The 13,398-nt window shown below is 64.7% G+C and carries 9 protein-coding genes; 4 read left to right on the top strand and 5 right to left on the bottom strand.

Annotation, left to right across the window (positions count from 1 at the left end):
* Positions 1–13 precede the first annotated feature (13 nt).
* Positions 14–616, bottom strand: coding sequence for a gamma-glutamyl kinase (locus tag ACOXXX_RS01545; protein ID WP_422824773.1), 603 nt, complete (start codon positions 614–616; stop codon positions 14–16).
* Between the two features lie 183 nt (positions 617–799).
* On the opposite strand from ACOXXX_RS01545, the gene recA reads away from it, so the two are divergent.
* The 4 genes from recA to ACOXXX_RS01565 all read left to right on the top strand — a co-directional run bounded on the left by recA (position 800) and on the right by ACOXXX_RS01565 (position 5,487).
* Positions 800–1,873, top strand: coding sequence for a recombinase RecA (gene recA / locus ACOXXX_RS01550; RefSeq protein WP_422824774.1), 1,074 nt, complete (start codon positions 800–802; stop codon positions 1,871–1,873).
* Between the two features lie 171 nt (positions 1,874–2,044).
* Complete coding sequence (gene alaS / locus ACOXXX_RS01555; RefSeq protein WP_422824775.1) at positions 2,045–4,720, top strand: alanine--tRNA ligase; 2,676 nt, start codon at positions 2,045–2,047, stop codon at positions 4,718–4,720.
* Between the two features lie 3 nt (positions 4,721–4,723).
* Complete coding sequence (locus ACOXXX_RS01560) at positions 4,724–5,011, top strand: DUF1330 domain-containing protein (RefSeq protein WP_422824776.1); 288 nt, start codon at positions 4,724–4,726, stop codon at positions 5,009–5,011.
* Positions 5,008–5,487 (top strand): MOSC domain-containing protein, encoded by a 480-nt coding sequence (locus tag ACOXXX_RS01565; protein WP_422824777.1) that lies wholly within the window; start codon positions 5,008–5,010, stop codon positions 5,485–5,487. The genes ACOXXX_RS01560 and ACOXXX_RS01565 overlap by 4 nt, the downstream gene beginning before the upstream one ends.
* 40 nt (positions 5,488–5,527) lie before the next feature.
* On the opposite strand, the gene typA is transcribed toward ACOXXX_RS01565, so the two are convergent.
* From typA to ACOXXX_RS01585, 4 genes are all read right to left on the bottom strand, one after another.
* A complete protein-coding gene (gene typA, locus ACOXXX_RS01570; RefSeq protein ID WP_422824778.1) occupies positions 5,528–7,345 on the bottom strand; it encodes a translational GTPase TypA in 1,818 nt (605 codons plus the stop codon).
* A gap of 64 nt (positions 7,346–7,409) precedes the next feature.
* On the bottom strand, positions 7,410–7,739 hold the full coding sequence (locus ACOXXX_RS01575) for an SMR family transporter (protein ID WP_422824779.1): 330 nt from the start codon (positions 7,737–7,739) through the stop codon (positions 7,410–7,412).
* Between the two features lie 109 nt (positions 7,740–7,848).
* Positions 7,849–9,387 carry a trimethylamine methyltransferase family protein gene (locus ACOXXX_RS01580; protein WP_422824780.1) on the bottom strand — a complete coding sequence of 513 codons (1,539 nt, stop codon included), beginning with the start codon at positions 9,385–9,387 and terminating at the stop codon, positions 7,849–7,851.
* A gap of 305 nt (positions 9,388–9,692) precedes the next feature.
* Positions 9,693–13,298, bottom strand: a complete 3,606-nt coding sequence (locus ACOXXX_RS01585) for an Ig-like domain-containing protein (protein ID WP_422824781.1) — start codon at positions 13,296–13,298, stop codon at positions 9,693–9,695.
* Positions 13,299–13,398 lie beyond the last annotated feature (100 nt).

Genomic DNA, 13,398 nt, shown 5'->3' on the forward strand with positions numbered 1-13,398 from the left:
GCGCTGCGTACCGTTACCTTGGCGGCCCGGCCCGATGCCAAAGCTCGAAATCCGCGGCGTACTTGCGCCGCAGATTGTCTTCGGTGCCGGGGTGCAGGTCCAGATTCGCGCGGGGCGACACATTGCTCTTCGGCAGATCGAGCGTGACACCCAGGCGCTCTTCCAGAAAGCCGATCAGCGCCGCCTGATCCTCGTAGCGAAAGAAATGGCTGACGGCGGTGCCGTTGGGCCTTGGTTCGACGAACTTCGACTGGCTGCCGACATTGGCGAAGGGCGGCCTGTCAACCTGGCAATAGGCCTGTACGAACGTGTCGAAATCCATGCCCGCGGTCGATGTCGGCTTGCCGTTCAGAAACGCCCGCTGCCGGTAGCGGTACCAGCTGCCCAGCCAGCTGACCGGTTCGCGGATCACCGCCAGCACATCCATGTGCTCGCAGCCCATCTTCTCGAACATGGGTCGGAAGAAGCGGTTATAGCGGTAGACCGGCGCATGTTTCAGTTCGGGCGGGTCCAGCACCGTCATCGACGCATGGGGCGCAAGTGCTGCCTCATAGGCCGAGGTGCCGGTCTTGGGCACCGCAAGCATCACCAGCCGTTGCTTCCAGAATACCAGCATTGGCCTCGATCCCGCACTTTCAACTTGTCGGTAAACTACTCCTTAACCCATCGGGTCAAAAGTGCTGATATGAAAATTTGACTTGAAATGTTCACTTTTTGTCCGCATACCGATGAGAACAAGAGGCGAACGAAAGCAGCAATTGCTGCCCGGTAACGGGTGTGGAATAAGGACAAGGATATCATGGCAGCGGCGGATCTTTTGACGATGGACAGCAAGAAAAGCGGCGACAAGCAAAAGGCGCTCGACAGCGCGCTTGCGCAGATCGAACGGCAGTTCGGCAAGGGTTCGATCATGAAACTGGGTGGCGAAAACGCCATCAAGGACATCGAATCAACCTCGACCGGCTCGCTCGGGCTCGACATTGCGCTGGGGATCGGGGGCCTGCCCAAGGGGCGGATCATCGAGATCTACGGCCCCGAATCCTCGGGCAAGACGACGTTGACCCTGCATTGCGTTGCCGAGGAACAGAAAAAGGGCGGCGTTTGCGCCTTTGTCGACGCGGAACACGCGCTTGATCCGCAATATGCCCGCAAGCTGGGCGTCAATCTGGATGAATTGCTGATCTCGCAGCCCGACAACGGCGAACAGGCGCTGGAAATCACCGACACGCTGGTGCGGTCGGGGGCGGTCAGCGTCGTGGTGGTCGATTCGGTGGCGGCCCTCACGCCCAAGTCAGAGCTTGAGGGCGACATGGGCGACAGCAGCGTCGGCGTGCATGCCCGTCTGATGAGCCAGGCGATGCGCAAGCTGACCGGTTCGATCGCGCGGTCCAACTGCATGGTGATCTTCATCAACCAGATTCGCATGAAGATCGGCGTGATGTTCGGCAGCCCGGAAACCACGACGGGCGGCAACGCGCTGAAGTTCTACAGCTCGGTCCGCCTGGATATCCGCCGCATCGGTGCGATCAAGGACCGTGACGAGGTTGTGGGCAACGCCACCCGGGTCAAGGTCGTGAAGAACAAGGTCGCCCCGCCGTTCAAGCAGGTGGAATTCGACATCATGTACGGCGAAGGCATTTCCAAGACCGGCGAATTGCTTGACCTGGGCGTAAAGGCGGGCGTGGTCGAAAAATCGGGTGCCTGGTACAGCTATGGCGACGAACGCATCGGCCAGGGGCGTGAGAACGCCAAGGGCTTCCTGCGCGAAAACACCCGTGTCGCGCTTGAGATCGAGGACAAGATCCGCGCTGCGCACGGGCTTGAATTCGACATGAGCTCCGATGACGCCGACAGCGACGTGATGGAAGCCTGAGCAAGGGCTGGCGGCGCGTCACGCGGAAAACCACAAAAGGGCGTCCCAGGGGGCGCCCTTTTTCGGTTCGGTCCCGCCCGCGCGCCCGAATGATCCGGCGCTTATGGACAGCGGCAGGGCGCGGCGCTACACCTGCGCAAACGCCGAACCAAGCCCCGAAGGCCCCAAGTCATGCAGACGCTGAACGACATCCGCTCCACCTTTCTGAGCTATTTCGAAAAACAGGGCCACGAGGTCGTCCCGTCGAGCCCGCTGGTGCCGCGCAACGACCCGACGCTGATGTTCGCGAATTCCGGCATGGTGCAGTTCAAGAACCTCTTCACCGGTCTGGAACGGCGCGACTACACCCGCGCCACGACCTCGCAGAAATGCGTGCGGGCGGGCGGCAAGCACAACGATCTGGACAATGTGGGCTATACCGCCCGGCATCATACCTTCTTTGAAATGCTGGGGAATTTCAGCTTTGGCGATTACTTCAAGACCGAAGCGATCCCCTTTGCGCACGAGCTGATCACCCGCGATTTCGGCATCGACAAGAACCGGCTTTACGCCACCGTCTATCACACCGATGACGAGGCGTTCGAGATCTGGAAGAAGGTCGGCATTCCCGAAAGCCGGATCATCCGCATCGCGACCTCGGACAATTTCTGGCAGATGGGGCCGACAGGGCCCTGCGGCCCCTGCACCGAGATTTTCTATGACCACGGCGATCACATCTGGGGCGGCCCGCCGGGCAGCGCCGAGGAAGACGGCGACCGGTTCATCGAGATCTGGAACATCGTCTTCATGCAGAACGAACAGTTCGAGGACGGGTCCATGCGGGCGCTCGACATGCAGTCGATCGACACCGGCATGGGGCTGGAGCGGATCGGCGCGCTGCTGCAGGGCAAGCACGACAATTACGACACCGACCTCATGCGCGCCCTGATCGAGGCCAGCGCCGATGCGACCAGCAGCGACCCCGACGGGCCGGGCAAGACGCACCATCGGGTAATCGCCGATCACCTGCGCTCGACCTCGTTCCTGATCGCGGACGGGGTGATGCCTAGCAACGACGGGCGCGGCTACGTGCTGCGCCGGATCATGCGCCGCGCGATGCGGCATGCGCACATGCTGGGCGCGCAGGATCCGGTGATGTACCGGCTGGTGCCCGCGCTGGTGCGCCAGATGGGCGCGGCCTACCCGGAGCTGGGGCGGGCGCAGCCGCTGATCGAGGATCTGCTGCTGGGCGAAGAGACGAAGTTCAAGCAGACGCTGGACCGCGGGCTCAAGCTGCTGGACGATGAACTGGCGGGCCTGCCCGAGGCGGCGGCGCTGCCGGGGGCGGCGGCGTTCAAACTGTATGACACCTACGGCTTTCCGCTGGACCTGACGCAGGATGCGCTGCGGGAAAAGGGCCGGTCGGTGGACACCGATGGCTTCGACGCGGCGATGGCCGAGCAGAAGGCTAAGGCCCGCGCCGCCTGGTCCGGCAGTGGCGAGGCGGCGGACCTGGCTGTCTGGTTCGACATCGCCGAGGCGCAGGGCGCCACCGATTTTCTGGGCTATGACACCGAAACCGCCGAGGGCCAGATCGTGGCGCTTGTGCGCGACGGCGCGGCTGTGGCCGCGCTCGAGCCGGGCGAGGCCGGCTGGATCGTTCTGAACCAGACGCCGTTCTACGGCGAATCCGGCGGCCAGGTGGGCGACACCGGCATTCTCCGGCGGCTCGAGAACGAGGATGATCAGGCACAGGTCACCGATACCCAGCGCATGGCGGGCGGCAAGATCATCGCGCATCAGGTGACCATCGGGCAGGGCCGGTTTGCCAAGGGCGAACCGGTGGCCGCCGAGGTGGATCATGCCCGCCGCACCAACATCCGCGCCAACCATTCGGCCACCCACCTGCTGCACGAGGCGCTGCGCCGCGCGCTTGGCGATCATGTGGCACAGCGCGGGTCGCTCAATGCGGCGGATCGGCTGCGTTTCGACTTCAGCCATTCCAAGGCGCTGACTACGGAGGAACTGGCGCAGGTCGAGGTCGAGGTGAACGATTTTATCCGCCAGAACACCCCGGTCGTGACCCGCATCATGGCGCCTGATGACGCGCGGGGGCTGGGGGCGCAGGCGCTTTTCGGCGAAAAATACGGCGACGAGGTGCGGGTGGTGTCGATGGGAACGCTGGACGGGTCCGGCAAGGGCGCCGATGGTCAGACCTATTCGATTGAACTCTGTGGCGGCACCCATGTGCGCCGCACTGGCGATATCGGCAGCTTCGTGCTTTTGGGTGACAGCGCCTCGAGCTCGGGCGTGCGGCGCATCGAGGCGCTGACCGGCCCGCAGGCGCAGGCCCATGCCGCGCAGGCGGCGTCGGTGCTGAGCGCGCTGCAGGGCGAGCTCAAGACGACGCCGGACCAGCTTTTGGCGCGGATCAAAGGCGAGATGGCCAAGCTGCGCGAGCTGTCGAACGAGGTGGCGCAACTGCGTCGCGATCTGGCCATGGCCGGCGGCGCGGGGCAGGGCGGCGGAACGCCCGCGCGCGACGTCGGCGGCGTGAAGTTCCTCGCTCAGGTGCTGAGCGGCGTGTCCGGCAAGGACCTGCCGCCGCTCATTGACGCGCACAAGGCGCAGCTGGGGTCGGGCGCGGTGCTGCTCATTGCCGATACCGGCGGCAAGGCGGCCGTGGCCGCGGGCGTGACCGAGGATCTGACCGGCCGGGTGTCGGCGGTCGATCTGGTCAAGGCCGCGGTGCCGGAGCTGGGCGGCAAGGGCGGCGGCGGTCGGCCCGACATGGCGCAAGGCGGTGGAGCCAGCGCCGAGAATGCGCAGGCCGCGATCGCCGCGGCGGAAAAGGTTCTGGAGGAATAAGCGATGCCCGCACTTTGGATTGCCCATGTGCACGTGACCGACGCCGAGGCGTACGGCAAATATGCAAAGCTCGCCGGACCGGCGATTGCCGAGCATGGCGGGACGTTCATCGCCCGTGGCGGGCGCTATGTGACACTGGAAGGCGCGGAGCGCGCGCGCCACGTGGTGGCGCGGTTCCCCAGCGTTGAGGCGGCAGAAGCCTGTTATCATTCCGATGCCTACCAGGCCGCGCTGGATCACGCGCGCGGCGCGTCGGAACGCGACCTGATCGTGGTTGAAATCACCGAGTGAAGGGCCATCTGGCCGCGCTGCTGGAGCGGCACCATGCCGATGGCCGGCTCGACTGGATCGGGCTGCGGGCGGCGCGGCGCGAGCCCGTGGCGGCGGTTGGTGCGTCGGTCGTGACCCCGGCGGGCCTGGACGGCGATCACGGGCGCGCCGGTCAGCGCGCGGTCACGCTGCTGCAGACCGAACATCTACCGGTGGTCGCGGCGCTGTGCGGGCAGGATGCTGTCGCGCCAGAGGTTTTGCGGCGCAACCTCTTGATCTCCCGCATCAATCTCAATGCGCTGCGCGACCGGGACCTGCGGATCGGTGAGGCGGTGCTGCGCATCACCCGGCCCTGCGCGCCCTGTTCTCGGATGGAAGAGGCGTTGGGATCGGGGGCCTACAATGCCCTGCGCGGGCACGGCGGCTGGTGTGCCGAGGTCCTGCAGCCGGGCCGGATCGCCCTGGGCGATCCGGTGGTGCCGCTCCTCAAGCCCTGACGGCCTTTCCTCGCGAGGACGCCCGCCAGGGCGGAAGAGCTTAACCCGCCCGCGACATCCGCTTGCGTTCGTGCGGATCGAGATAGCGCTTGCGCAGCCGGATCGAATTCGGCGTCACCTCCACCAACTCATCGTCGTTGATGTAGGCGATGGCTTCTTCCAGCGACAGGGTGATCGGCGTGGTCAGGCGCACCGCCTCGTCCGTGCCCGAGGCCCGCACGTTGGTCAGCTTCTTGCCCTTGAGCGGATTGACCTCGAGATCGTTCTCGCGGCTGTGTTCGCCGATGATCATGCCGGTATAGACCGCTTCCTGCGCGCCGATGAACATCTTGCCGCGCTCTTCGAGGTTCCACAGCGCATAGGCCACCGAGGTGCCGTTCTCCATCGAGATCAGCACGCCCGCACGGCGCCCGGGGATCGGGCCCTTGTGCGGTGTCCAGCCGTGAAAGACGCGGTTCATGACGCCGGTACCGCGCGTATCGGTCAGGAATTCGCCGTGATAGCCGATGAGTCCGCGGGCCGGGGCGTGGGCGATGATGCGGGTCTTGCCCGCGCCTGCGGGCTTCATCTCGACCAGTTCGCCCTTGCGCGCGCCGGTGATCTTTTCGATCACCGCACCGGAATAATCATCGTCGACGTCGATCGTGACCTCTTCAACCGGTTCCTCAAGGCCGTTTTCGCCGTCGCGCAGGATCACCTGCGGGCGCGAGATGCTGAGCTCGAACCCTTCACGGCGCATGTTCTCGATCAACACGCCCATCTGCAGTTCGCCGCGGCCCGACACTTCGAAGGCCTCGCCGCCGGGGGTGTCCTTGATCTTGATCGCGACGTTGGACTCCGCCTCTTTCATCAGCCGTTCGCGGATGACGCGCGATTGCACCTTCTTGCCGTCGCGACCCGCGAGCGGGCTGTCGTTGATCCCGAAGGTCACGGTGATGGTGGGCGGGTCGATGGGCTGCGCCTCGAGCGGTTCCTCGACCGCGAGCGCGCAGATCGTGTCGGCCACGGTGGCCTTGGTCATGCCCGCGAGGCTGACGATGTCGCCTGCCACGGCTTCGGGAATGTCCTGCTGCGCGAGGCCGCGAAACGCCGTGATCTTGGTCACCCGGAATTGTTCGATCTTCTGACCGATGCGGCTCAGGGCCTGCACCGTGGCGCCGACCTTGATCTTGCCCGATTCCACACGCCCGGTCAGGATCCGGCCCACGAAGGGGTCGTTGCCCAGCGTGGTGGCGAGCATGCGGAAATCCTCGTCCTGCCGCTTCAGCTGTCGTGGCGCGGGCACGTGGTTCAGGATCAGCTGAAAGAGCGCGTCGAGGTTCTTGCGCGGCCCGTCGAGTTCGGCATCGGCCCAGCCGGAGCGGCCCGAGGCGTAGAGATGCGGGAAATCAAGCTGGTCCTCGTCGGCGCCCAGATTGGCGAAGAGGTCGAAACATTCGTCAAGCGCGCGGTCCGGTTCGGCATCCGGCTTGTCGACCTTGTTGAGCACCACGATGGGCCGCAGCCCCAGCGCCAGCGCCTTCGAGGTCACGAATTTCGTCTGCGGCATCGGCCCTTCGGCGGCATCGACCAGCAGAACCACGCCGTCCACCATGCTCAGGATGCGCTCGACCTCGCCGCCGAAATCGGCGTGGCCGGGGGTGTCGACGATGTTGATGCGGTGGTTCTTCCATTCGACGCTCGTGGCCTTGGCCAGGATCGTGATGCCGCGCTCGCGCTCGAGATCGTTGGAATCCATGGCGCGTTCGGTGGTGGCCTGGTTTTCACGATAGGTGCCGGACTGCTTGAGCAGTTCGTCCACCAGCGTCGTTTTGCCGTGGTCCACGTGAGCAATGATCGCAACGTTGCGAAGGTCCATGTCGGGTCTGCCTTTTGGGTGTGTTGCCTGCGCCCTAAACGGGCTTCCGGCGAAAGGCCAGACCCTAATGCGTCGCAGTCTTTGAAAAGACGTTGATGATCACGATGCCGCCGATGATCAGCGCCATGCCGAGGATCGCGGGAAGGTCGAGTTTCTGCCCGAAAAAGACGAACGCGATCACCGCGATGAAGACGATGCCAAGGCCCGACCAGATGGCATAGGCGATGCCCACCGGGAAGGTCCTGAGCGACACCGACAGCAGGTAGATCGCCACGCCGTAGCTGATCACCACGATCAGAGAGGGTACCAGCCGGGTGAATTGCTGGCTGGCCTGCAGCGCCGTGGTGCCGATGGTTTCGGCCAGAATGGCGAGGGCAAGAATGGCATAGGGCATCGAAGGGGACCTTTCGGGCGGTTCGGCTCCGGTCTAGACCGGGGGCAGGGCGGGGGCCAGCCCCCTGATCCGCCGCCGGGCCAGGGTCTGCAGAGGGTCCCGGAGCCCTTCAGGCCGGAAGATGGATTGTGAAGGCGTCGCGGATGGCCCGGTCGGTGACCGGGTCGAACCGCGCCGCCGAGGGTGTGCCAAGGATGGCACGTTTGCGCGCGGTGGCGGCGGCGATCAGGTCTGGCTGACCGCGTTCCACCCATTCCTTGGGCGACGACCGGTCGCCGAGCGCGGGATAGATGTAATCGGTCTGCATCAGCGACAGCGTCTGATCGGTGCCCAGGTAATGCCCCGGCCCGCCGATGCAGGTGGCGCGGATGACGTCGAGGCTGACCGAATCCTCGGTCACCTCGATCCCGCGCACGCAGCGCAGGGCCTGGCCGATCAGGTCGTCGCCCAGGATCAGCGATTCCAGGCAGAAGCCCAGCAGCGACGCATGCATGCCCGCCGCCTCGTACACCATGTTGAGCCCCGACGCCCCGGCCAGCAGGTTGGAGCACATCTGTTCCCACCCGGCCTGCATGTCCGGCAGCTTCGCGTCGGCGATGCCGGCCGCCGCCCCCCCCGGCAAGTCGTAGTATCGGTGCATTTGCGCGCAGCCCGCGGTCAGCAGCGCCTGTTCGCCCGATCCGCCCGACATCGCGCCGGTGCGCAGATCCGACACGAAGGGCCAGGTGCCGAAGATCGCCGGATGCCCGGGCTTGACCGCGTTTACATAGACCAGCCCGGCCAGGCATTCCGCCACCGCCTGCACGATGGCCCCGGCGATGGACGCAGGCGCGGTGGCCCCGGCCTGTCCGGCCGACAGCAGCAGCACCGGCATGCCGCCTTCGATACAGACCTCCATCACCTCGCAGCTTTCGGTGGCGAATTTCATCGGCGGCACGACGAAGCAGTTTGAATTGCTGACGAACGGCCGGTCGCGCCAGGCCTTTTCGGACCCCGCGATATGATGCAGCAGGCGCAGCGCATCGCGGGCAAAGGCGGCTTCGGTAAAGGAGGTGCCGATGTGTTTGGTGGTGCCGGCACAGCAGGCGTAGACGGTGTTCAGGTCCATCTCGCGGTTGTCGATGATGTCGCGGGCGACCATCGGGCGCTGGACAAAGTGAATGTTGTCGAGCGTGTCGGCGATCCGCGCGGCGTCGTGCAGGTCTTGCAGGGTGCTGTCGCGGTAGGTGCCGGTTTCGGTATCGACCACATGCACGGCGGCCCCGGCGGTGCCATAGTGCACGCGGGTGCCCGAGAGGATCAGATCATGTTTCGGATCGCGCCCGCACAGCGTGATCGCGCGATTGGCGCGGGCGATCGTGTCCTCGACCAGCGCGCGGGGAAAGCGCAGCCGCCCGTCTTCGCCCAGTTCGGCACCTGCCGCCGTCATCGCCTTGATGCCCGAAGCGGGCGCGTTGGACAGCCCGATCTCGGCCAGGGCATCAAGGGCGGCCTGGTGGATGCGGTCCATGCCGTGTTGGTCGAGCGGGGCAAACTGCCCGCCGGAAAGGCCCGCGCGTACAGGGCGCAGATGATCGGCGAGCGGGGCACTGCGTGCGGCGCGCCGGGCAGAGCGGCCGCCGGAGCGTCGGGAAAGCGAGATGTTCATGAGGATGTCCTGATCTGGGAAGGGAAAAACGCGGGCCGGGCTTGCCTAGCTGGGCCGCCCGCGCGCCGCACGGCCCCGCCTCGCCCCGATGGTGCGGATGATCAGAACGATCCGGAATTCCTGTCGCACGGCTTTGCCTCCCCAAAACCATGACCTCAGCCTGCGGCGGAAAACCGGCCCTTTCTGAGCCAAAAGCGACGCGGTGTCGTTTTCAGCCCTCGGGGCCGCGATATACCCCTGCCGAAGAAAGACCGCCGCCGGATCGGGGCGGGCGGTCTGTCGGTCCAGGGCGCCGGGGTGCCTCGTCAGACGGTGATCAGGATGTCGTCCAGCACAACCGCATCGTCGTTGGCCGTCGTGATCTCGACAGCATAGATGTCGTCAAAGGCCGCCTGATCGGCTGCGGTTGTTGTGCCGCCGCCGAGGAAATCGCCATTGAGATCCAGGACCGTGGCAGGGGTCGATCCGTCGATGACGAAATCGAAGGAATCGACCTCAACCAGCTGATAGAAGTAATCGCTGAAAGTGGGGAAGTTGGGGTTCGGACCGACCTCGACGATGCCGATGGTGTAAGAGGTGATGGTCACCGTGGTCGTGGCAGAGGTGGCGATATTCAGCGACAACCCGTCCAGACTGAACGACGTGCCGATGCCCTCAGGCAGCGGATCGGGCAGCGGGAAAGTCTGGCCAGCGCTCGTTGTTGTGACAAACAGGCCGTCGCCACCCGGCCCAAAGGATTGACCCGGCGCCAGAATGGCAAAGGTTTGATCCACCACGGTTTCGAAGATCGGCTCGCCGCGCGGTCCAAGAACCGGTTCGCCGAATTCGTCCACTAGGGGCTGCGTGACGGTGCTGAATGTGCCCACGAGTACATTGTCGCCGCCGATGGTGGTCTGGCCGTTGGCGATGCCGCTGGGTTCACGCCCGCCGCCATCTTCCGATTCGTCCGTTTCGATGACCGTGGCACTTCCGGTCAGGGTAAAGCCGTCAACCTGAACCACCGGGATCTGGAATTCCGGGTCAGCGGCGGCGAAGCCTTCAAAATCGAAGACCTGCTGCTCCGGCGGCGGCGGCGCAGCCTCGTCGACGAAGTTGACGGCGATCTGTCCCGCGGTGCTGTCGATGCCGTCCGAGACCGAATAGTTCAGCGTCGCCAGCACGCTTTCTCCGTCGGCCAGCCCGACATCCGCCAACGTGACGGTCAGTTCGTTGGTGGCCGGGTCAAAGCTGTAGGGCACGGTGATCGGCGTGCCGGTGAGTTCGTCCTGTCCGATGACCAGATCGCCGGGGGTGACGACCAGCGGATTGGGACCATCGGGATCCGAGACCAGATCGTCGAAATCGACAACGAATGTCGTGACCGCCGGATCATCGACAATGACGTCGCCCGGGATCGGCTGACCACCGAAGGGATCGCTCGCGACCGGATAGCCGGGCGCCCCCGGGATATCCAGTGCCGTTGGCGGGGTGTTGCCGGTCCCCGGCGTATCGCCGGTCAGGTCAAGCGTGATCGTGTTGGTCGCGGTTTCGCCCGCCGAATCCGACACCACATAGCTCAGCGAAATGGTCGCGTTTTCGCCTTCCGCAAGCCCGAAGATCGTGGGATCGAACGACAGTTCTCCACCCTCGCCGGAACTGACCCCGCCAACGAAGGGGATGGGTGTGGTGCCGCCGAAGAAATCCGTGGTCAGGCTGGTGATCGTCAGCACGTCGCCCGCGTCCGGGTCAAAGACGATATCCGCGAGGGAAATGACGACATCACCTTCTTCCTCGTCCGCGCCCACCGTCAGCGGGTCGGCGGTCGGTGGGGTGTTGGGCGGCGGCGGCGGCGTGAAGCCGTTGATCGTCACCGGCACGATGCCGCTGCCGGTGTTGTTGGGGGCGCCGCTGTCGTCGGTCGCGACATAGGTGAAAGCGACGTTGAGACTGCTGCCGTCTTCCAGCCCGGCGATATCCTGCGGGCGGATCTCGATCAGCCCGTCCCCGATGATCGAAAAGGCAAGCAGCGTTTCCCCGCGCGCCAGCGAGATGTCGGAAAAGCTGATGTTGTCGCCGTCGATATCCACGACCTGGGTGCTGAGGTCGATGACGTAGGTGCCGTCGACCTCGTCGATGATGACCGGCTGGTTCAGCGACTGTGGCGCATCGTTGACAGGAGTCACGGTGACGTCGACGGTGCTTGATGAACTGCCGGCGATGCCGTCGGTCATCTGGTAGGTGATCGTGTCCGAGCCGTTGAAATTGGCGTTCGGCGTATAGGTCAGCGAACCGTCGGCTTCGATCACCACGCTGCCGTTCGTGGCAGAGGTGGCGAAAACGGTCAGCGGATCGTTTTCGGCGTCAATGTCGTTGGCCAGCACGTCGATGTTGACGGCCACGTCCTCGTCGGTCGTGGCGCTGTCCGGGTTGGCCAGTGGCGGATCGTTCACCGGATTGACCGTCACCGTAACGGTCGCGGGATCGCTGGCGTCAACGCCGTCGAACGCCGTGTAGGTAAAGCTGTCGGTGCCGAAAAAGTTCAGATCCGGCGTGTAGGTGATGGTGTTGTCGGGGTTGATCGTGACCGACCCGTTGGCCGGGGCGGTGGTGCCCGATACGCTGAGCGTTGCGCTGTCGAAATCGGTGTCGTTGGCCAGAACTCCGATCACGACGGCATTGTCCTCGTCCGTCGTCGCCGCATCGTCGTCGGCGACGGGCGGGTCGTTCACCGCGTTCACGGTGACGGTCACCGTGGCGCTGTCGGTGCCGCCGTTGCCATCGGAAATGTCATAGCTGATCGTATCGGTGCCCACATAGTCGGCGGTGGGTGTGTAGGTCAGAGTGCCGTCGGCCTCGATCACCACGCTGCCGATGGCGGCAGTGGCGGCGGTGACGCTAAGGACATCGCCATCGTCGATATCGGTGTCGTTGGCCAGCACGTCCAGAGTTGTAGGCGTGTCCTCATCGACGTCAAAGGCATCGTCGACCGCGACCGGCGCGTCGTTGACGCCGTCGATGGTCACGTCCACGTCGACGCTGGTCACGTTGCCCGCGGAATCCAAAACCTCGACCGTCACGGTCTCGACCGCGGTATCGCCCACGGCCAGGGATTCGAACTGGCCATCGGGATCGAAGGCAAAGGTATAGACCGCTCCGCTGCCGATCGCGGGCGACAGCGCCCCGGTCGACACCAGCGTCACCGTGCCCGGCCCGGAATAGGTGACCGCGCCCAGCGTCAGCGCGTCGCCTTCGAAATCATAGGCCGACACAGTGAAGGTGGTGGCCGTGTCTTCGTCGGTGGTCGCATCGCCTGCCACGCCAAGCGCGCCGTTGTTGGCGCCGATCTCGTAAGTGAAATCGTCGAACTGGAAAAATTCGACATGCTTCAGCTCGTCCGTGCCTTCATCGCCATCGGCAAGGTTAAGGTCGGTGACGAAGTGTTTGTCATTGGTCTGCAGGGTTGGGTCAAAGCTGAAATCCAGGATCGAGCCCGCGAAAGTGGCCGTATCCGTTCCATGCTTGCCGTCGATGGTGTCGTCGCCGGCGCCGCCGATGATCGTGTCGTTGTGAGCATCGGCCTCGATTTTGTCGTTGCCCGCGCCGCCATCAATCAGGTCGTTGCCTTCGTCGCCCTTGAGGTTGTCATCGCCGTCGCCGCCAAGGATCTCGTCGTTGCCCAGCCCACCGACGAGGTCGTCCTCGCCTTCCAGGCCGACGATCGTGTCATTGCCGGCTGCGCCGTCGATCTTGTCGTCGAATTCGGTACCCGTCAGGGATTCGTCACTGCCATCGCCGGTGATGTCGGCGCCAGCGCCTTTGGCTTCGCGGAAGGGCACGGCGCGAAAGCCTGTTCCGCCGCTGGCAGGCGGCGGGGTGGTGTCGTCAGTGTTGTCGGAAAGTGCGCGCGCGAAGAGGCTTGGAAAGAATGGCATGGAAATATCCCCCGGAAAAAATCTGAGGAAAGGTTAACACAATTTGTCGTTGCCGTGATGATTTTTGCCGACCCACGGTCACGTTCACCGATGGCGAGTG

This window comes from Thalassococcus sp. BH17M4-6, assembly GCF_049323015.1.
In the GTDB taxonomy this organism is placed as follows: domain Bacteria; phylum Pseudomonadota; class Alphaproteobacteria; order Rhodobacterales; family Rhodobacteraceae; genus Puniceibacterium.

Bases quoted from the DNA above. Each gene is read 5' to 3' on its own strand.
- ACOXXX_RS01545 (WP_422824773.1), bottom strand. From the start codon at position 616: ATGCTGGTATTCTGGAAGCAACGGCTGGTGATGCTTGCGGTGCCCAAG.
- recA (WP_422824774.1), top strand. From the start codon at position 800: ATGGCAGCGGCGGATCTTTTGACGATGGACAGCAAGAAAAGCGGCGAC.
- alaS (WP_422824775.1), top strand. From the start codon at position 2,045: ATGCAGACGCTGAACGACATCCGCTCCACCTTTCTGAGCTATTTCGAA.
- ACOXXX_RS01560 (WP_422824776.1), top strand. From the start codon at position 4,724: ATGCCCGCACTTTGGATTGCCCATGTGCACGTGACCGACGCCGAGGCG.
- typA (WP_422824778.1), bottom strand. From the start codon at position 7,345: ATGGACCTTCGCAACGTTGCGATCATTGCTCACGTGGACCACGGCAAA.
- ACOXXX_RS01575 (WP_422824779.1), bottom strand. From the start codon at position 7,739: ATGCCCTATGCCATTCTTGCCCTCGCCATTCTGGCCGAAACCATCGGC.
- ACOXXX_RS01580 (WP_422824780.1), bottom strand. From the start codon at position 9,387: ATGAACATCTCGCTTTCCCGACGCTCCGGCGGCCGCTCTGCCCGGCGC.
- ACOXXX_RS01585 (WP_422824781.1), bottom strand. From the start codon at position 13,298: ATGCCATTCTTTCCAAGCCTCTTCGCGCGCGCACTTTCCGACAACACT.